Annotated in this window: 17 protein-coding genes; 12 read left to right on the top strand and 5 right to left on the bottom strand. The window is 65.2% G+C overall.

Annotated features, from left to right (window positions below; genetic code table 11):
• Nucleotides 1-122: 122 nt before the first annotated feature.
• Entirely contained in the window at nucleotides 123-566 is a 444-nt protein-coding gene (locus ACNHKD_RS10885; RefSeq protein ID WP_442753507.1) for a hypothetical protein, read from the bottom strand.
• A gap of 373 nt (nucleotides 567-939) precedes the next feature.
• Nucleotides 940-1,947 carry a polyphosphate kinase 2 gene (gene ppk2 / locus ACNHKD_RS10880; RefSeq protein WP_442753506.1) on the bottom strand — a complete coding sequence of 336 codons (1,008 nt, stop codon included), beginning with the start codon at nucleotides 1,945-1,947 and terminating at the stop codon, nucleotides 940-942.
• A gap of 223 nt (nucleotides 1,948-2,170) precedes the next feature.
• Between ppk2 and ACNHKD_RS10875 the strand changes: the two genes are divergently transcribed.
• Genes ACNHKD_RS10875 through ACNHKD_RS10865 form a run of 3 tightly spaced genes read left to right on the top strand, consistent with a single transcriptional unit; the run spans nucleotide 2,171 to nucleotide 6,150 of the window.
• Nucleotides 2,171-4,072, top strand: coding sequence for a SurA N-terminal domain-containing protein (locus tag ACNHKD_RS10875; RefSeq protein WP_442753505.1), 1,902 nt, complete (start codon nucleotides 2,171-2,173; stop codon nucleotides 4,070-4,072).
• An 8-nt stretch (nucleotides 4,073-4,080) separates the two neighbouring features.
• Nucleotides 4,081-5,604 (top strand): anthranilate synthase component I, encoded by a 1,524-nt coding sequence (gene trpE / locus ACNHKD_RS10870; protein ID WP_442756885.1) that lies wholly within the window; start codon nucleotides 4,081-4,083, stop codon nucleotides 5,602-5,604.
• 27 nt (nucleotides 5,605-5,631) lie between these two features.
• A complete protein-coding gene (locus ACNHKD_RS10865) occupies nucleotides 5,632-6,150 on the top strand; it encodes a DUF6163 family protein (protein WP_442753504.1) in 519 nt (172 codons plus the stop codon).
• A 3-nt stretch (nucleotides 6,151-6,153) separates the two neighbouring features.
• Here the strand turns inward: ACNHKD_RS10865 and ACNHKD_RS10860 are convergent, their stop codons facing one another.
• The 3 genes from ACNHKD_RS10860 to ACNHKD_RS10850 form a co-directional block, all read right to left on the bottom strand.
• A complete protein-coding gene (locus tag ACNHKD_RS10860) occupies nucleotides 6,154-6,633 on the bottom strand; it encodes a J domain-containing protein (RefSeq protein ID WP_442753503.1) in 480 nt (159 codons plus the stop codon).
• Between the two features lie 105 nt (nucleotides 6,634-6,738).
• Nucleotides 6,739-8,130, bottom strand: a complete 1,392-nt coding sequence (locus tag ACNHKD_RS10855; protein WP_442753502.1) for a nicotinate phosphoribosyltransferase — start codon at nucleotides 8,128-8,130, stop codon at nucleotides 6,739-6,741.
• Between the two features lie 179 nt (nucleotides 8,131-8,309).
• Nucleotides 8,310-9,332, bottom strand: coding sequence for a bifunctional nicotinamide-nucleotide adenylyltransferase/Nudix hydroxylase (locus tag ACNHKD_RS10850; RefSeq protein ID WP_442753501.1), 1,023 nt, complete (start codon nucleotides 9,330-9,332; stop codon nucleotides 8,310-8,312).
• 353 nt (nucleotides 9,333-9,685) lie between these two features.
• Between ACNHKD_RS10850 and ldtR the strand changes: the two genes are divergently transcribed.
• The 9 genes from ldtR to ACNHKD_RS10805 all read left to right on the top strand — a co-directional run bounded on the left by ldtR (nucleotide 9,686) and on the right by ACNHKD_RS10805 (nucleotide 17,813).
• The gene (gene ldtR, locus ACNHKD_RS10845) at nucleotides 9,686-10,198 is read left to right on the top strand and encodes a transcriptional regulator LdtR (protein ID WP_442753500.1); all 513 of its coding nucleotides are present in this window, start codon (nucleotides 9,686-9,688) and stop codon (nucleotides 10,196-10,198) included.
• Between the two features lie 135 nt (nucleotides 10,199-10,333).
• Nucleotides 10,334-11,071 carry a DUF5765 domain-containing protein gene (locus tag ACNHKD_RS10840; RefSeq protein ID WP_442753499.1) on the top strand — a complete coding sequence of 246 codons (738 nt, stop codon included), beginning with the start codon at nucleotides 10,334-10,336 and terminating at the stop codon, nucleotides 11,069-11,071.
• Nucleotides 11,072-11,263: 192 nt separating this feature from the next.
• Complete coding sequence (locus tag ACNHKD_RS10835) at nucleotides 11,264-12,364, top strand: site-2 protease family protein (RefSeq protein ID WP_442753498.1); 1,101 nt, start codon at nucleotides 11,264-11,266, stop codon at nucleotides 12,362-12,364.
• A 122-nt stretch (nucleotides 12,365-12,486) separates the two neighbouring features.
• The gene (locus ACNHKD_RS10830; protein WP_442753497.1) at nucleotides 12,487-13,101 is read left to right on the top strand and encodes an anthranilate synthase component II; all 615 of its coding nucleotides are present in this window, start codon (nucleotides 12,487-12,489) and stop codon (nucleotides 13,099-13,101) included.
• Nucleotides 13,098-14,117, top strand: a complete 1,020-nt coding sequence (gene trpD, locus ACNHKD_RS10825) for an anthranilate phosphoribosyltransferase (protein WP_442753496.1) — start codon at nucleotides 13,098-13,100, stop codon at nucleotides 14,115-14,117. The genes ACNHKD_RS10830 and trpD overlap by 4 nt, the downstream gene beginning before the upstream one ends.
• Before the next feature lie 159 nt (nucleotides 14,118-14,276).
• A complete protein-coding gene (gene trpC / locus ACNHKD_RS10820) occupies nucleotides 14,277-15,068 on the top strand; it encodes an indole-3-glycerol phosphate synthase TrpC (protein WP_442753495.1) in 792 nt (263 codons plus the stop codon).
• Nucleotides 15,069-15,292: 224 nt separating this feature from the next.
• Nucleotides 15,293-15,904, top strand: a complete 612-nt coding sequence (locus tag ACNHKD_RS10815; protein ID WP_442753494.1) for a PilZ domain-containing protein — start codon at nucleotides 15,293-15,295, stop codon at nucleotides 15,902-15,904.
• 103 nt (nucleotides 15,905-16,007) lie between these two features.
• Nucleotides 16,008-16,487, top strand: a complete 480-nt coding sequence (gene moaC / locus ACNHKD_RS10810; protein ID WP_442753493.1) for a cyclic pyranopterin monophosphate synthase MoaC — start codon at nucleotides 16,008-16,010, stop codon at nucleotides 16,485-16,487.
• Between the two features lie 114 nt (nucleotides 16,488-16,601).
• Nucleotides 16,602-17,813 carry a molybdopterin molybdotransferase MoeA gene (locus ACNHKD_RS10805; RefSeq protein WP_442753492.1) on the top strand — a complete coding sequence of 404 codons (1,212 nt, stop codon included), beginning with the start codon at nucleotides 16,602-16,604 and terminating at the stop codon, nucleotides 17,811-17,813.
• Nucleotides 17,814-17,896 lie beyond the last annotated feature (83 nt).

The raw sequence follows: 17,896 nt of genomic DNA, 5'->3' as shown, positions 1-17,896 counted from the left end.
TAACGGAGTCGCAATGCGGCGGGCGAGCGCAGCGCATCCCTCAAGAGCCGACTAGAAAAAAAGCCTTCCCCCGTATGCGAGGGAAGGCGACAATCTTGTGCGAACGTCCAGGCCCGAGCGGATTATTCGCCGCAGAGGCGATAGCCCAGGCTCGCGAGCTGGGCCCCGGAGATCTTCAGCAACGGCCCCGGCACCAGGCCGCGAGAATTGCGGACGTGGTTGAGGAAGATGCGGCGCAGCGGCGCCTTATAGGCGGAAGCGAAGACCGCCGTCATCTGCCGGTCGACGATGCCGCTCGTCGGACCGCCCACCCAGGGCGCATGGAAGCCGAAGACGGCTCCCGGCGAGACGCAGGAGCGCCGCGCCGCAAGGTAGAGCGTGCATGAGCTGTCGCACTCCACCGGTCCGATGCGGACTTCCTCGCCCCTTGCCTGGGCCTGCGCAAGACGGGCGACGTAAGGCTCGACACGTCCGCCGTAATCAGAGTTCGTAACATCGAAAGCATTGGCAGGGGCAGAAAAGAGTACAAGCGTCATCAATCCTGCAAGACCGTAAGATCGCAGCATGGCGGTTCCTTTTTGAGGCGCTTGGATGTTGCGTTCTATCGCCGCATTTTACTTTTGAGCCCCACAGGCCAAGCGCGCGCCCCGGGGCTGTTTGCTCGGGCGGTTGGCCCCGTCAGCTTCAACGTTTCAATCGATACGCGAGGGCTCGCTCGTCTGCAAGTAGCCGACTGATTTTGAACGAGGTTTTGTCGAAAAAATCTGCAACTGAGGCCTTGAAACGGGCAGATCGCGCCCTTCCGTGGGCAGGAATGCGGCGCAAAGGCGATCAACGCCCGCCGATATCCCTCGTCGCTGCCTTCCTCGCCGCGCAAACGACCGCATCGCCGGCCGCGCGGCGAACGCGCGGCCGCCCGTCGCCACGTCGAAGCGCCCTCTATGAGCGCTTACGTTTCTTCTCCAGATCCAGCGTCAGCGATTTGCCGACGATATGCTCGCTGCGGCCGATGACATGGGCGCTCGAACCAACGATGAGCGGATCGGGGCCGCGCACGACGCTGTGGTCCTTGTTGGGATATTCGAGGCTCGACAGGAAATGCTGCATGCAGTTGAGGCGCGCGCGCTTCTTGTCGTCCGACTTGATGACGACCCAGGGCGCGTCGGCCGTATCGGTGAAGAAGAACATCGCCTCCTTCGCCTCGGTGTAATCGTCCCATTTGTCCATCGAGGCGCGATCGATCGGGGAAAGCTTCCATTGTTTCAAAGGATCGGTCTGGCGCGCCTTGAACCGGCGCATCTGCTCCTCGCGCGTCACCGAAAACCAGTATTTGTAAAGGCGAACGCCGGAGCTGACGAACATGCGCTCGAGATCCGGACACTGGCGCATGAAGTCGAGATATTCGTTCGGCGTGCAGAAATTCATCACCCGCTCGACGCCGGCGCGGTTGTACCAGGAGCGGTCGAAGAAAACGATCTCTCCGCCCGCCGGCAGATGTTCGATGTAGCGCTGGAAATACCACTGCGCGCGCTCGCGCTCCGAGGGTTTTTCCAGGGCGACGACGCGGGCGCCGCGCGGATTGAGATGCTCCATATAGCGCTTGATCGTGCCGCCCTTGCCGGCCGCATCGCGGCCCTCGAAGATCATGACGATGCGCTGGCCGGCCTCCTTGACCCAATTCTGGGCTTTCAGAAGCTCGACCTGCAAGGATTGCATGTGTTCGAGATAGACCTTGTTGGAGAGCCGGGTCTTGTAGGGAAACTCTCCCGTCTCGAAAGCATGGCGGATCGCCTCCGAATCGGCGCGCAGGCGGCGGACGTCCTCGCGCCGGGCCTCTGGCCCCCGCTCTCCGGCGGGCGCCCCGGCTTCGGCCTCGATCGTCCCCGCGCCCATTTTCTCCAGCGCCTCGACAGCCTCGGCGCTGATCACATTTTCGATTTCGTCCATCAGGTTTCCTTCTGCAAACGGCCGCCGCGGGGCGCCGCCGCCCACAGTCCCCACGCTCGGCCGGCGCAAATTGTGCGCCCGCGCCCTGGGCGGCAATGCCGCATATCGACGCGCGGGAGCAGTTGTGCGCGCGGCTGATTGCCACGGCCCGCGCCCCTCCCTATAGTCCGCCGCCAAAACGGGGGCGGATCGCCCGAAAAACACGAACAGGGAACCGGAAATCATGCTCGAGGGCCTGCGCGTCGCATCGCAGAACTGGATCGGCCGCACCATCATGGCGGTTGTGATGGGGGTCATTGTCGTCAGTTTTGCGATCTGGGGCGTCGGCGACGTCTTCCGAGGGATGACCGCCCAGCGGCTGGCCCGGGTCGGCTCGGGCGAAGTGACGGTCGAACAGTTCCGGAACGCCTTCCAGAACGATCTACGCCGAATCCAGCAGCGCCTGCGCCGCGCCGTCACCGCCGAGGAGGCGCACAAGGCCGGGATGGACCTGCAGGTTCTGGAGCGCCTGATTACCGACGTCGCCCTCGACCAGAAGGCCCGCCACCTCGGCCTCGCCATGAGCGACGAGGCGACCCAGCGCATGATCGCGAGCGAAAAGGCCTTCCAGACGGCCGGCAAGTTCGACGCCGAGAAATTCAAGGCCATCGCGCGCGACGCCGGCTTCACCGAGCGCAGTTTCGTGGCCGACCAGAAGACCGCCTATCTGCGCAAGACCCTTACCGATCTTGTGATTACTGGCGTCGAGCCGCCGAAGCTCATGATCGAGGCGATCCACCGCTTCCGCAACGAGGCCCGTTCGGTCGACTATTTCATCCTGCCGATCTCGGCCGCCGGCGCCGGCGCGACGCCATCGGAGGAGGAGCTCAAGAAATATTTCGACGATCGCGAGCAGACCTTCCGCGCCAAGGAATATCGCAAGCTGACAGTTCTTGAAGTCAGCCCCGCGACGGTGGCCAAGCCCGCCGACGTGTCGGACGCCGACGCCCGCAAGCTCTATGACGAGGTGAAGGCCAAGCGCTTCGGCACGCCCGAAAAGCGCGAGGTTCGCCAGCTCGTCTTCAAGACCGAAAAGGAGGCCCAGGAGGCCATCGCCAAACTCAAGGGCGGCGCCGACGTGGACGCCCTGGCCGCCGAGTTGAAGCGTAATCCCAAGGATGTGGATCTCGGCTTCGTCGAGCAGCGCGACTTTGGCGACCCCAAAGTGGGCGCGGCCGTCTTCGCCCTGCCCCAGCCCGGCGTCGCCGAGCCCGTGGCCACCGCCTTCGGCGCGGTCGTCTCGGTCGTGAAGAAAATTACGCCGGCGATCACCACCAAGACCTACGAGCAGGTGGCGGATCAGCTCAAGGCCGAGGTGGCCCAGAGCAAGGCCGCCCCGGAAGTCCGCCGCCTGCATGAAGCGGTGGAGGACCAGCGCGCCGCCGGCAAGCCGCTTGCGGAAGCCGCCGCGGCCGCCGGCCTCAAGACCCGCGTGATCGAGGCCGTGGACGACGCCGGCGCCGGCAAGGACGGCAAGCCCCTGGACGTTCCCGCCGGCGCGGATTTGCTGAAGGCGGCTTTCGCTTCCGATGTCGGCGTCGATAACGAGACCGTGGCGACGCGCGACGGCGGCTATGTCTGGTTCGAGGTCGACGGCGTCGAGCCCGCCCGCCAGAAGACCTTCGAGGAAGTGAAGGGCGCGGTCGCCGAGGCCATGCGCGCCGAGAGCGCCCAGAAGGCGCTCGCAACCAAGGCCGACGAGATCGTGGCGAAGATCAAGGGCGGCCAGTCCATCGACGACGCCGCCAAGGCGCTGGGCCTTGAAGTGAAGCGCGCGACCGACGTGAAGCGCGCGCAGCGCCCCGACTTCGCGACCAACACCATCGTGCAGTTCTTCGAGGTCGCGCCCGGCGGTTCGGGCGCTGTCACAGTTGACGGCGGCAAGCTGATCTTCGTCGTGAAGGACGCGCAGACGCCGCCCTTCGATCCGAACTCCATCGAATCCAAGACCATTGCCGAGCAGCTAAAGCCCGCGCTGCAGAACGACCTGCTCGAGCAATATGTCGGCGGCCTTGAAAAAGCGCTCAACGTCGACATCAACGAGAAGGCGCTGCGCCTCGCGACAGGAGTGGAAAAGGAACAGTGACCGGCGCCATGTTCGAGCCTGATTTCGGGGCCTTCGGCCCCGATTACGACGCCGGCCGCCCGACGCTCGTCGTGACACGCCTTGTCGGCGATCTCGAAACTCCCGTTTCGGCCTATCTGAAGCTGTCTCGCGAACGCGACGGCGCGGCCTTTCTGCTGGAATCCGTGGAAGGCGGGGCGGCGCGCGGCCGCTATTCCATGATCGGCCTCGATCCTGACGTGATCTTCCGCGCCGTCGGCGACAAGGCGGAGATCAACCGCGACGCGCTGGCGAACAAGAGCGCCTTCGCTGCCTGCGACGCGCCGCCGCTCGCTGCGTTGCGCCGGCTCATCGCCGAATCCGCCGTGCCGGGCTCGAACGCGCAGTTGCCGCCCATGGCGGCGGGCGTCTTCGGCTATCTCGGCTATGACATGGTGCGCCAGATGGAGCGTCTGGCCCCGGCCAAGGAAGACAAAATCGGCGTCCCCGACGCGCTGCTGCTGCGTCCGACCGTCATGGTCGTCTTCGACACGGTGAAGGACGAAATCTCCATTGTGACGCCGGTGCGCCCGAGGCAGGGCGTCTCGGCGAAGGCGGCTTACGAGGCGGCGCTGGCGCGTCTCGACAGGATCGTTGCGACGCTGGAGGCGCCGCTCGACCATCGCGACGCCGGCTGCGATCCGCAATTGCTCGCCGAGCAGCCGGTCTCGAACACGCCGAAGCCGCGCTTCCTCGAAATGGTCGAGCGCGCGAAAGAATACATACGCGCGGGCGATATTTTTCAGGTGGTGCTCTCGCAGCGCTTCACCGCGCCATTCGCGCTCCCGGCCTTCGCGCTCTATCGCGCGCTCCGCCGGGTGAATCCCGCGCCGTTCCTCTGCTTCCTCGACTTCGGCGGCTTCCAGATCGTCTGTTCCAGCCCCGAAATTCTCGTGCGCGTCGCCGAGAACAAGGTCACGATCCGCCCCATCGCCGGCACGCGCTGGCGCGGCGCCGACAAGGCGGCGGACGAGCGTCTGGCCGCCGAGCTTCTCGCAGACGAGAAGGAGCGCGCCGAGCATCTCATGCTGCTCGATCTCGGCCGCAACGACGTCGGCCGCGTCGCGAAGACCGGCACGGTGCGCGTCACCGACAGCTTCGCCATCGAGCGCTACAGCCACGTCATGCACATCGTCTCAAACGTCGAGGGCGAACTGGACGACAATCGCTTCGACTGCATCGACGCGCTGGCGGCGGGCTTTCCGGCCGGCACGGTCTCCGGCGCGCCCAAGGTGCGCGCGATGGAGATCATCGACGAACTCGAAACCGACAAGCGCGGCATTTATGGCGGCTGCATCGGCTATTTCGGCTCGGGCGGCCAGATGGACACCTGCATCGTCCTGCGCACGGCCATCGTGAAGGACGGCAGGATGCATGTGCAGGCGGGCGCCGGCGTCGTCTATGACAGCGAGCCGGAATATGAGAACCGCGAATGCGTGAACAAATCCATGGCGCTCTTCCGCGCCGCCGAGGAAGCCGTTAGATTCGCCGCCCGCGCGCGCCGCGGCCAATAGGACGCTCGTCCCCGCTAAGGACCGTTAATGGCCGACCCCACCATTTACGACGACGGCGACGACCCGTACCGGCCGATCCGCGTGGGCGATCCCGGTCCCGCGGGCGATGCGGCGAAATGGGGCATGCTGCTGTCGCGCTTCATGCGCATCGTGGCGCTGTTCTGGCTGCTGCAGGGTCTGATGCACTGGCGCGTCGTGCTCACGGCCCAGCAATCGATCTTCGACACCATGCCGCAAAACGCGGCCTTCGCGGTGATCTTTTTCGCGGTGCTCGACTTGGTCGCCGGCGTCGGCCTTTGGCTCGCGACGCCCTGGGGCGGCGTTTTGTGGCTCCTGATCGCGAGCGCGCAGATTTTCCTCACCCTCAGCATGCCGGGCTTCTTCGTCGGCGGCTACTGGCTCATCGGGGTCAACGCCGTGCTCATTCTGATGTATTTCGCGCTGACCTTCGAGGCGGGCCGCGACGTGGACAGCCAGCGCCTCCGCGAGCGTCGGCGGCGAAAGATGGAAGCCCGCGTGCGCGCCGCCCCGCCGCCGGAGAGCTGATTCCTACGAGACGTGGGCAAGCCGATCGAGCAACGCGTCGCGCGCCGCGGCGATGCGGCGGTAATCTTCATTGCTGCCGCCCGCGTCGGGATGCGCCCGCTTGGCGAGCCGCCGAAAGGCGGCGTTGACCTCCGATGCTTCGAGCGCGCCTTCGGCGGGCAGATCCAGCGCTTCACGATGGGCCGCATCATTGTCTTCGCGAATGGCGAACCGGAATTGGAAGGCCGCGCGCTTCTTGCGTCCCTCCATGCGCAGATCAGTCTGATCTTCCCGCCATCTCCGGCGCGACATGACGAGGCATTCGCCAAAAGCGATCCGCCCCAGCGCTTCGAGGTCATCGAGGCTGAACGGACCGACGACATCGTAAGGCGGCGCGAGCCAGGCGCTCCTGCCTTCTTCGCCTTCCTCGATCCGGCCCAGCCCCGCCATAACCAGGACGCCCAGCGAGCCGTTCCAGACGACCCATTCTTCTTTATCCGCCATGCGAGGCCTTCGTGCATGGGCCGGCGCGCCTTCTTTGTCCGAAACCCTTCGCGCAAACCAGGCCGTCGCGCGGCCATGCATGTTCGACGCCAATGGCCGCATCAATCAAGCCCCGGCCGCCCGCTCGCGAATGACGGACAGCGGCTCATCGACCAGCAGCGCGCCGTTGCGATAGACGGGCCTCAAGACGTTGTCGCCGCCGCCAAGCGGCTCGAAACGTTCATGATCGACGGCGACAGTCCTGTAATCGCCCTCGTTCACGAGCCCCAGCAGGCCGCGTTTCGACCGCTTGCCGTGGTCGGTCACCGGGTCCTTGTACACGTCGCGCCATGCGCCGCCGATCTCAGCCGCGCTCGCTTTGTAGGCGAATTTCTGTGTGTCGCGGTCGAGCCGTTGCAAGAGGGCGCCGCCCATGCCGAAGGCGAGGTTCTCGGCGCTGAATCCGTCGGCGACGACGCGCGCCAGCATCGCCTTGATGCTCTCGGGATTCACCCCGTCGCCTTGAATGACGCGAACGTGACGAAGCACTTTGTAGCCCTTCGAATTTACGTCAAAGCCGAAGCGCGCCGCCAACAGCTCCAGGGTTTTCGCGACGATCGTCTCCGGATCGCCGCTGTCGGGGCGCACGATGAGCGTCGCGCCGCTCTCCACGACCTTTTCGCGCAAGGCCTCGCCCCAGAGACGGTCGACGGCCGCGAATATGTCGTAACTATCCGAGACGCAGGCAAAAACCCTTCCCGGCTTACCGAATTGCGCGACCATATTGGCGTAGGCGTCGATCTCCCCTTCTTGCCCCCATGCCGTGATCGTGCTGTGTTCGGCGGCGGGGATGGAGAAACCCGCCATCGGCTCGTGATAGAAAGCGCGGGCCGCCAGAAGCGCCGCGAGCGTGTCCGTGCCCTTGAAGCTCACGAGATGCGCAAGGCCGCCCAACGCCGCGCTTTCATAGCTCGAGACGCCGCGCGCGCCGAAATCATGCAGTTTGAACGGCAGCTCGGCTTGTGGATTGTCCGCCGTCTTCTCCAGCGCCGCCTTGATCGACTGGCGCACCTGCCAGCTTATCGTCGCGACTGTGACCGGATACCAGACGCGCAGCAACGCCGTCTCGACGTAGGAAGTGAGCCAGAAAAATTCCGGGTCCGTATTGACGATGGTCATCATGGCGTTGTGCGCGGGAATGACGCTTCCCTCCGGCGCCGCGCGGATTTCGAGCGGGAAAAAGCCGCCATGTTCCTCGATGAGCCTCAGCCAGCCCGCTTCGTTGAACGGCACGCCATGCGGCGCCAGCAGATCGCGCGCTTCCTCGACATGCGCGCGCGTGACGGGCGTGAGAAACTCCAGCTTCAGGATCGCCTGAAGCCCAAAGAAAACCGTCCGGTCCCAGGCGCCGCCGCGGCTTTCCACATAGGAGAAAACGCGGGTGGTTCCAGGCGGATACTGCAGATAATGGCTTGTCTTGTAGCTGTCGGTGTTAAGGATCGGATTGACGGCGAACATGGCGAAACTCCTTCGCGCGTGAGCCCGCTTCGGGGTCTTTCCCCTTGGGGCGAAATCATCGGCGTATTCCATGCGCATTGGCGCGAGGATGGCGGCGGCGCGCATAGCGGCGCCGACGGTCAATAAGGCTGCGCCGGATTGCTCCGTCGCCTCGCCCCTCCCGCCGACGGGCGGAATCATCACCCCGCCCCTAAGAAATGTTCGAGGATGAAGAAATGATCCTCGAACAGGCTCGCGCGCATGGCCTGCGCTTCCGAGATCGGAACCCACCGCGCCCGCGCCGCGTCGTCGCCGCCGCGAATGGCGGGCAGCTCTCCCGCCGGGAATTCGAAATAGAAGGCGTGGGTGATCGTGCGGCCCCGCAAGGAGCGATCGGGGTGATCGAACACGGCTTCGCCGCGCAGGCTGCCGCGTAGGACAGGCGCAGGAATTTTCAGCCGCGTCTCCTCGCGCAATTCCCGAAGCGCCGCGTCATGCAACGTCTCGTCCTGACCGACGAAGCCGCCTGGCAAGGCCCATAAGCCCCGCCCCGGCTGCGCCTTGCGCTTGACGAGCAGAACATGCCCCGAATGCGCGACGACCGCGTCGACCGTGACGAAAACCGGCGCATAGGGCGCACTGGCCCAAGCGGCGCGGTAGCTTTCGACATGCCGGAATTCATCGAGCGTTTGGCGATAGGCCTCGGTCTTGCGGAAGGCGTCAATGATTTCGAAAACAGGCGCCGGCACATTCGCTTTGATCAAACGCAGCGCGCCGGGCTCTTCCGAGAAAAGCTGCCGCCGCAATTCCGTCGCGGAGAGCAGCGGCACGCTCGTCGCGTCGACAAGCTCCCACTGCGGAAAGGCCTTCAGATAATAGCTCGACGCATCCTTGCTGAGGCCGAACAGAGCGATGCTCTTTGCGTCCCCGGCGGCGCCGGCGACCCGCGCCTGCGCCTCCGCGAGCCAGGCGTTTTCGTTGTAGAGATGGTCGCGCAGAGGCAGCGCCGTCACGCGGCCCGTCTCCTCGCCGAGCGCGGCCTGAATCATTACCGCGCGTTCCGCGAAGCTCCACGGATTTTTCGCTGTGCGCGGCGCCTCGGCCGAGCCGACAAGCACGACGACGCGCTCGGAAAGCGCGAGCGCGCGACGAAGGACGGAAAGATGCCCGAGATGGAAGGGTTCGAAACGGCCGATGAAGACCGCGAGGTCGTAGCGTCTCATGAGGCTCCCTCATGCTATGGCGCGTCCGGTCTCCCCGGACGGCTCGGCGATCCGCCGACACTGCGCAGCTTATCGAGCTCCGAGTTTTCCACAAGGAGAAAAGATCGGTTTTCTTAATCCTCGCGGCCGCGATCGATTAAATTCTTCGACAAATCTGAGCAAAACGCGCGATATCTTTAAGGCGGATTCAGCGTAAATCGATCGTTGCAATTTAGCGGATGTTCACCGAAACCGGGCAATCCTAGGTAAACGTCGGATTCAGCCTGTTATTTAAACTCAAGTTCATTCGCGTCGATCTAATTTGAGCCCATCAAGCGATCAACGCGACACATCAAGAGACGATGGAGAAGAAGATGAGCGCCGTTACGAAGACCGCCCCCCAGCAGGCCCGCGTGGAACGCATCAGCGAGATTCGTCCGGTCTATCTGGAAGCGCTGACCCTCGTCGAGCGCCTGCATCGTCGCCTTCTCGACGTCATCAAGGATGAATTCGACCGCCGCGACCGCGGCGACGTCAACTCGGTTCAGGCCCTGCTGCTGTACAACATCGGCGACAAGGAGCTGACTGCGAGCGAGCTGCGCACCCGCGGCTATTATCTCGGCTCGAACGTTTCCTACAACGTCAAGAAGCTCGTCGAGATGGGCTATCTGCATCACGCCCGCTCGCGCCTAGACCGCCGCTCGGTCCGAATCAGCCTGACGCCGAAAGGCAAGGAAGTGCACGACATCGTCGCGCAGCTCTACGACAAGCACGCCACGACGATCGAGCATATCGGCGGCGTGTCCTGCGACGAGTTCCGCAACCTGAACCAGTCGCTGACCCGTCTGGAGCGCTTCTGGACCGACCAGATCCGCTACCGTCTCTGATCCATCCCGCCTTCTTTCCGTCGCAGACTTCGCCGGCGGCCGCCCTCGGGCGCGCCCCGGCGCTTTTGATTTAAGTCAGACAATTCTGTTAAGCTTCCGAAGCGGCGAATTTGAGCAGAGCGGATCGGGGGCTTCATGTGCTGGAATTTGCCGGTTTCCGTCGGCGTGGCCGCGATCGGCGGCGGGGCGTCCATCATGGCCCGGCGGCAGGGATCGCCAACGGCGATCTGGGTCGCCCTCGCCTTTTTCTCATTGATGGAAGCGTTGCAGGCGGCGGGCTATCTCGTCATCAACGCCTGCGGGACTCCGGCCAATCGCGCGATAACGTTCCTGTCTTTCCTGCACATTGCGATCCAGCCCGCCTTCATCAACGCCATATCGCTGGAGCTGATACCCGCCGACGTGCGCCGGCGCGTCCGGTTCTGCGTCTATCTCGTCTGCGGCCTGTGCTCGGCTCTGACGCTGGCGCAACTTCTGCCCCTGGAATGGGCCGGCTCCTGCCGCGTTCCGGAATCGCTGTGCGCAAATACGCTCTGCACGCGCTCGGGCGATTGGCATATCGCGTGGGATATTCCCCTCAACGGCCTCGGGACCCGGGTCGAGGATCTCATCGGCGCCAATTGGGGACTGCCCTTCTATATGCTGGCGGTCTTCGTCATGCCGATTATCTACGGGTCCTGGCGCTTCACTCTCTTCCACCTGCTGCTGGGCCCGGTCTTCGCCAGTACGCTGACAAGCCAGAACAACGAGATTCCGGCGATCTGGTGCCTGTTCTCCATCGGCATCGTGATTCTCGCCTTCTTCCCGCCGATGATGGACTGGTTCCGCGTGAAGACCTGGCCGCTCTGGCCAAAAGAGCGGATCGCCGGATAGCCGCGTCTCGCCCAGGCGATCGGACGAACAACAATCTCGGACGTTAGCCGCCCCATACCTCCCTTTACGTAAAGTGGAGGATTTGCTCATGCCCGGCGTTCACCCGATCGCCCGGCCCTTCGCCGATGCGCTCTGGCCTAACCTGCCGGGAGCGCCTATTTCTTGGAAGATTGACGCACTCTCGGGGGAGTCATGCGCTGGTCCTTTACGCTCGGCACGTTCAAGGGAACCGCCGTGCGGATACACGTCACCCTGCTGCTCTTCCTGGCCTGGATCGGGATGGCCGCCTTCCAGCGCGGCGGCGCCCAGGCCGCGGGACAGAGCGTGCTATTCATTTCCGCCGTTTTCCTCTGCGTGGTGCTGCACGAGTTCGGGCATATTCTCACCGCCCGCCGATTCGGCATCGTCTCGCCCGAGGTGACGCTGCTCCCCATCGGCGGCGTGGCGGACATGGAGTCCATGCCGCAAAAGCCCTATCAGGAGCTGCTGATCGCCTTTGCGGGACCGGCGGTGAACATCGCCATTGCGGCGGTGCTGATCGCTGTCGCCGGCGCTTTCAATCTCGGAGACGCCGCCCATATCAGCGACCCTTCGATCAGCATTTTCGAACGGCTCGCGGCGACCAACGTCTTTCTCGCCGTCTTCAACCTCATTCCCGCCTTCCCCATGGACGGCGGCCGCGTGCTGCGCGCGGCGCTGGCCATGTGGCTCGGCCAGGCCAGGGCGACGCGCATCGCGGCGATGATCGGCCAGGGCTTCGCCCTTTTCCTCGGTTTCGCCGGCCTCTTCGGCCATCCCATGCTGCTCTTCATCGCCATCTTCGTCTACATGGCGGCGGCGGGCGAGGCGCAGATGACGACCATGGCCGAGGCCGCGCGGGGCCTCCCCGCCCGCGACGCCATGGAGCATCGCATCGCGACGCTGAACCGCGGCTCGACGGTGGGCGAGGCCGTCGACATCCTGCTGGCGACCTCGCAGGACGACTTTCCCGTGGTGGACCACGCCGGTCGGCCCGCCGGGCTCCTTTCGCGAGCGGAGATCGTCGAGGCCCTGCGCGTCTCCGAGCCCGGCGCCCCAGTCGCGCCTTTCGCCAAGAAGGAGGTCCCGACCATCGGCGCCCATGAGACGGTCGACGCCGCTCTCCCGATCCTCAACGCCGGCGATTCCGTCGGCGTGGTCGACGCCGAGGGGCGGCTGCTCGGGCTGCTGACGCGGCAATCGCTCGCGGAGATCATGATGATCCGCGACGCCCGGCCGGACTGGCGGTTTCCGAGGCGGGAGATCGCATCGTGAGCAAGCCCCTCCTCCCGCATCCGGGCGGATGGGCAAACGCCGCGGGAAGGTTGCCTAACTCTCCCTCCCGTCCTATTGGGAAACCAACTCACGCCGCGCCCCGCGCCCGCTCCGGAAAGCACATGCCCAACGTCACGCTGATCGATAATTACGACAGCTTCACCTTCAATTTGGTCCATTACTTCGGCCAGCTCGGGGCGAATGTCGCCGTGCATCGCAACGACGCGGTTTCGGTTGCGGATGTGCTCGCCGAGGCGCCGGACGCCATCGTGCTTTCGCCGGGCCCCTGCACGCCGCATGAGGCGGGCATCTGCATGGACCTCATCGAGGCGGCTTCGGTGACGATCCCCATCTTCGGCGTGTGCCTGGGGCATCAGTCGATCGGCGAGGTCTTTGGCGGCGAGGTGATCCGCGCCCCGCTGCCGATCCACGGAAAGATGGCGACGATCCTGCACCATGGCGACGCCGTGTTTCGCGGCATTGAGGGCCCCTTCCAGGCGACGCGCTACCACTCGCTCGTCGTGAAGCGCGAAACCCTGCCCTCCTGCCTGCGCATCACCGCCGAGACGCCGGACGGATTGATCATGGCGCTCTCGCATAATGAGCTGCCGACCCATGGCGTGCAGTTCCATCCCGAAAGCATCACCTCCCAGCACGGCCACAGGATTTTGCAGAATTTCCTCGATCTGGCGGCGGAGTGGAACGAGTCCAAGCGCGGCCGGGCCAAGGTGGCGTGAGCGATTTCAAACCCTATGTCGCCGCCCTCGCGGAGGGCCATCCGCTCGCCCGCGAGGAAGCGCGCGCGGCCTTTTCGCTCATCTTCGAGGGCGCCGCGACTCCCGCGCAACTCGGCGCCTTCCTCATGGGCCTGCGCATGCGCGGCGAGACCGTGGAGGAGATCATCGGCGCCGCCGAGGCCATGCGCGCCGTCATGACCCCCGTAGAGGCGCCGCCGGGCGCCATCGACATTGTCGGCACGGGCGGCGACGGCGCCGGCACCTACAACATCTCGACGCTTGCCGCCATTATCGCCGCCGCCTGCGGAGCGACCGTCGCCAAGCACGGCGGCAAGGCGTCCTCTTCCCGCTCGGGCGCATCGGACGTGCTGGGCGAACTCTGCGTGAAGGTCGGCATTTCCTCCGCCGCCGCATCCGCCTGTCTGAAAAACGCCGGCATCTGCTTTATGGCCGGCCCGACGCACCACCCCGCTCTGCGGCACGCCGCCCCCGTCCGCGCCGAACTGGGCGTGCGAACGATCTTCAACCTGCTCGGGCCGCTCTGTAACCCCGCGCGCGTCGATCGGCAGACCATCGGGGTCTATTCCCGCGACTGGCTGGCGCCGCTGGCGCAGGTTCTCAAGGCGCTCGGCTCCCGGCGCGCCTGGCTCCTGCATGGAAGCGACGGGCTGGACGAGGCGACCACGACAGGCGTCACGCATGTCGTGGCGCTGGAGGACGACGCCGTCCGGAGCTTCGACATCGCGCCCGAGGACGCCGGCCTGCCGCGGGCCACGCCGCAGGCCCTCGTCGGCGGCGATCCCGCCCACAACGCCAAGGCCCTGCGGGCCGTGCTGGCCGGCGAGAAGAACGCTTATCGCGACATCGCCGTGCTGAACGCCGCCGTCGCCCTTGTCGTGGCGGAGCGCGTCGCCGACATAGGCGAGGGCGCACGGCTTGCCGCGCAGGCGCTGGATAGCGGCGCGGCGGCGGAGAAACTGGACGCGCTGGTCCGGCATTCGAACGCCGAGGGGTGACGGGGGCGCCGCCCTCATCCGACCCCTGCGTCGGCGGGGGTCGGATTGAGGGCCCCATGACGGCGCGACCTTCTGTGGGATAGGCTTGCAGCCTTCGATCCGCTATTCATTTAGCTGAATCACCGGCGGCGCGCGGCGCGTCTCCCTCAGGCGAAAGACATGACCGATATTCTTGACCGAATCGAAGCCTATAAGCGCACCGAAATCTCAGAGGCCAAGGTGCGCATGCCGCTCGCGACGCTGCAGCGCAATGTGCGCGACCACGATCCGCCGCGCGGCTTTGTTCATGCGATCGAGGCGAAACTGAATGCGCGCCGCATCGCCCTCATCGCGGAGGTGAAAAAGGCCTCGCCCTCCAAGGGAATCATTCGCGAGAACTTCGATCCGCCGAAACTCGCTCACGCCTATGAGAAGGCCGGCGCCGCCTGCCTCTCGGTGCTCACCGACGGCCCCTCCTTCATGGGCAGGCTCGAAGATCTCGAGGCCGCCCGCAAAGCGACGCACCTCCCGGCGATCCGCAAGGATTTCCTGTTCGATCCCTACCAGGTTTACGAGGCGCGGGCTTACGGCGCCGACTGCATTCTCGTCATCATGGCCGCTGTGAGCGACGAGGAGGCGAAAGCGCTGAACACCGCGGCGCACGATCTCTCCATGGACGTTCTGGTCGAAATCCATAACGAACGAGAACTGGATCGCGCGCTCGCTCTTGAAACGAAGCTCATCGGCATCAACAACCGCAACCTTCATGACTTCTCGGTTTCGCTCGAAACGAGCGAGCGTCTCGCCGAAAAAGTGCCGCGCGAAAAGATCATCGTCGCCGAAAGCGGCATTACGACTCACGAAGACTGTCTGAGGCTCGAGAAGTCGCACGTCTTCACTTTCCTCGTCGGCGAAAGCCTCATGCGCCAGGCTGACGTGGAGGCGGCGACGCGAAAATTGCTGAACGGCTGACGCGCGGGCTTTTGCGACACATGCCCGCGCCCGCCGTGATTTTTTCATCGTGATCGGTGAGTTATGTTTAATTTCCTTCTTGGTCATTGAAAAACTGGAAGAATTTCGTTTTTCCCAGCAGAAGCGGCGGTATGACGGGCCTGTGCGTCAGGAAGAGATTAAATCTTCAATGACAACATTGGCGTCTATCTCGAACTCAGCCTTTACGCGCTTCGAGGGTTCATATGTCCAACAGATTGGATTCAGACGTAAGCGACGCCAAGCACAAGCTCCGTAATAAAGTGCGCATCGACCTGGACGGCCGCTTCATGCTTCCATCGAAGCAGGAACATTCCTGCCGGGTCCTGGAAATGTCGACCGACGAAATGCTCATTGCGTGCGACGCCACGCCGGCGATCGGCACGCCGCTCATCATTTATACCGGCGATCTCGGCCGTCTGGAGGGGAAGGTCGAGCGCCATCAGGCCGAGGGTTTCGTCGTCGGCTTGAGCCTCCCGCCCCTCAAACACAAGAAGATCGCCGAGTTGCTTGTCTGGCACGCCAACCGCGGCGCCTTCGACATGGCCGACAACCGCCGCCACAAACGCTTCGCGCCGCTGACCCAATTGACCACGCTGCGCCTTCCCAACGGTAAGGAATGCATAGCGCGGATCAACGACGTCTCGGCCTCCGGCGTGAATGTCGCCGTCAACCTCAAGACGACGCTCCTTGTCGGCAGCACTTTGTTCGTTGGGAGCAAGAAGGCGACGGTCCTCCGCCTGCAGGAGGGCGGTTTCGTCGCCAGATTTGAGGAAGATTTCCAGGAGGGCGCGGTCGACGAGTCGATCATCCTGTAACGTGTGGCGTCACGCCGCGCGAAGAAGGCGAATGACGTAGAAGGGAACCGGCGTCCCTTTCGGAGTCTTGTCACAGGCCCCACAAAAGCGCAAAAGCGCCCGCATGACCCAGCTTACCCACCTTTCCGCCGCTGGCGACGCCCATATGGTCGACGTCTCAGCCAAAGCGGACACGAAGCGCGTCGCCCGTGCGCGCGGCCGCGTCGTCATGACGGCCGAGACGCTGGCGCTGGCTATCGCCGGAGAGGCAAAAAAGGGCGATGTCTTCGGCGTCGCGCGCATTGCGGGGATCATGGCCGCCAAAAGGACGAGCGACCTTATCCCGCTCTGCCATCCCCTGCCCCTTTCCAGCGTGAGCGTCGAGATCACGCCCGACGAGTCGCTGCCTGGGCTTCGCGTCGAGGTTGAAACCCGCGTCACCGGCAAGACGGGCGTGGAAATGGAGGCGCTGACCGCGGCCTCGGTCGCCTGCCTCGCCATCTACGACATGCTGAAAGCTGCTGATCGCGCGATGCGCATCGAGGGCGTGGAGCTCGTCTCGAAAGAAGGCGGGAAGAGCGGCGACTGGCGGCGGGAAGATTAGCGCAAACATCGCAACCATCATTGCGAGCGAAGCCAAGCGATCCAGAGGCCCGCCGAGGCGCCCCGATCGCTTCGTCGCCTCGCTCCTCGCAAGGACGGGGAGGTCTGGTTCGATATGTCCGAAAACAAGCTTCTGCCTGTCGACGACGCCCTGGCGCGCGTGCTGGGCGGCGCGTCGCGGCTCGGCGACGAGGAAGTCGCCCTCGCCCATGCGCGTGGGCGCACCCTCGCTCGCGACCTTGTCGCAAAGCGCACCCAGCCCCCGGTCGACGTCTCGGCCATGGACGGCTATGCGGTTCGTGCGGCTGATCTCGCAAGCGGCCCTGTGAAGCTTGTCGGCGAAAGCGCCGCCGGCCATGGCTATGGCGCGCCCTTGAACGCCGGCAAGGCCGTGCGCATCTTCACCGGCGCGCCCGTGCCGGCCGGCGCGGACGCCATCCTGTTGCAGGAGGACGCCGAGATCGCCGACGGCGCCATCCGCGCGAAGCCCGGCGCCAGGGCTGGCGATCACATCCGCAGGCAGGGCCTCGATTTCCGGGAAGGCGCCGCGGCGCTTTTCGCCGGCGCGCGGCTCGGCTTCGCCGAACTGGCGCTCGCCGCCGCCATGAACCACGCCACTCTGCCAGTCGCCCGCCGGCCCCGCGTGGCGTTGCTCGCCTCAGGCGACGAACTCGTCCCGCCGGGAGCCGAGCCCGGCCCGACCCAGATCATCGCCTGCAACAGCTTCGCGGTGGGCGCCATCGCCGAAGAAGCCGGCGCCAGCGTGATCGACCTGGGCATCTTCCGTGACGACCTCGCCGCGCTCGAACGGGGGATCGGCCTGGCGCGCGAAGCCAAGGCGGACATTCTCGTCACGCTTGGCGGCGCCTCCGTCGGCGACCGCGATCTTTTGAAGCCCGCCCTCGCGCGTCAGGGCATGACCCTGGATTTCTGGAAAATCGCCATGCGCCCGGGCAAGCCGCTCATCTCCGGTCGTCTTGGCGACGCCCATATTCTCGGCCTGCCCGGCAATCCGGTCGCCTCGATCGTCTGCGCGCTGGTCTTCCTCGCGCCGCTGATCCGCGCGCTGCAGGGCGACCCCAGGGCTGGGGCGGACCAGACCGAGGCCGCCATCGCGGGCGCGGACCTCCCGGCCAATAAAGGCCGGCGCGACTATATGCGCGCGGCGCTGGCGGAGGACGCCCGGGGCCGCCTCGTCGCGACGCCGACGCCCATGCAGGATTCCTCGCTCCTGACCGAACTCGCGCAGTCGCAGGCGCTTCTTGTCAGAGAGCCGGGAGAGGGGCCGCTGCCGGCGGGCGCGCCCTGCCGGATCTGGCGGCTGTAGGGATCTGGCGAAGGCGAACCGTTGAAGGCCCGACCGCCGCCCGTGACTTTGGCGCTGCAACATGGCAAAGAGACGCGGCCGCG

The organism is Methylocystis sp. JAN1 (assembly GCF_052186135.1).
In the GTDB taxonomy this organism is placed as follows: Bacteria; Pseudomonadota; Alphaproteobacteria; order Rhizobiales; family Beijerinckiaceae; genus Methylocystis.
Note: the sequence above shows the minus strand (reverse complement) of the source record. Positions and strands in the feature narration are given on the sequence as shown.

Coding starts and splice junctions, on each gene's coding strand:
- ACNHKD_RS10885 (WP_442753507.1), bottom strand. CDS start 566: ATGCTGCGATCTTACGGTCTTGCAGGATTGATGACGCTTGTACTCTTT.
- ppk2 (WP_442753506.1), bottom strand. CDS start 1,947: ATGGACGAAATCGAAAATGTGATCAGCGCCGAGGCTGTCGAGGCGCTG.
- ACNHKD_RS10875 (WP_442753505.1), top strand. CDS start 2,171: ATGCTCGAGGGCCTGCGCGTCGCATCGCAGAACTGGATCGGCCGCACC.
- trpE (WP_442756885.1), top strand. CDS start 4,081: ATGTTCGAGCCTGATTTCGGGGCCTTCGGCCCCGATTACGACGCCGGC.
- ACNHKD_RS10865 (WP_442753504.1), top strand. CDS start 5,632: ATGGCCGACCCCACCATTTACGACGACGGCGACGACCCGTACCGGCCG.
- ACNHKD_RS10860 (WP_442753503.1), bottom strand. CDS start 6,633: ATGGCGGATAAAGAAGAATGGGTCGTCTGGAACGGCTCGCTGGGCGTC.
- ACNHKD_RS10855 (WP_442753502.1), bottom strand. CDS start 8,130: ATGTTCGCCGTCAATCCGATCCTTAACACCGACAGCTACAAGACAAGC.
- ACNHKD_RS10850 (WP_442753501.1), bottom strand. CDS start 9,332: ATGAGACGCTACGACCTCGCGGTCTTCATCGGCCGTTTCGAACCCTTC.
- ldtR (WP_442753500.1), top strand. CDS start 9,686: ATGAGCGCCGTTACGAAGACCGCCCCCCAGCAGGCCCGCGTGGAACGC.
- ACNHKD_RS10840 (WP_442753499.1), top strand. CDS start 10,334: ATGTGCTGGAATTTGCCGGTTTCCGTCGGCGTGGCCGCGATCGGCGGC.
- ACNHKD_RS10835 (WP_442753498.1), top strand. CDS start 11,264: ATGCGCTGGTCCTTTACGCTCGGCACGTTCAAGGGAACCGCCGTGCGG.
- ACNHKD_RS10830 (WP_442753497.1), top strand. CDS start 12,487: ATGCCCAACGTCACGCTGATCGATAATTACGACAGCTTCACCTTCAAT.
- trpC (WP_442753495.1), top strand. CDS start 14,277: ATGACCGATATTCTTGACCGAATCGAAGCCTATAAGCGCACCGAAATC.
- ACNHKD_RS10815 (WP_442753494.1), top strand. CDS start 15,293: ATGTCCAACAGATTGGATTCAGACGTAAGCGACGCCAAGCACAAGCTC.
- moaC (WP_442753493.1), top strand. CDS start 16,008: ATGACCCAGCTTACCCACCTTTCCGCCGCTGGCGACGCCCATATGGTC.
- ACNHKD_RS10805 (WP_442753492.1), top strand. CDS start 16,602: ATGTCCGAAAACAAGCTTCTGCCTGTCGACGACGCCCTGGCGCGCGTG.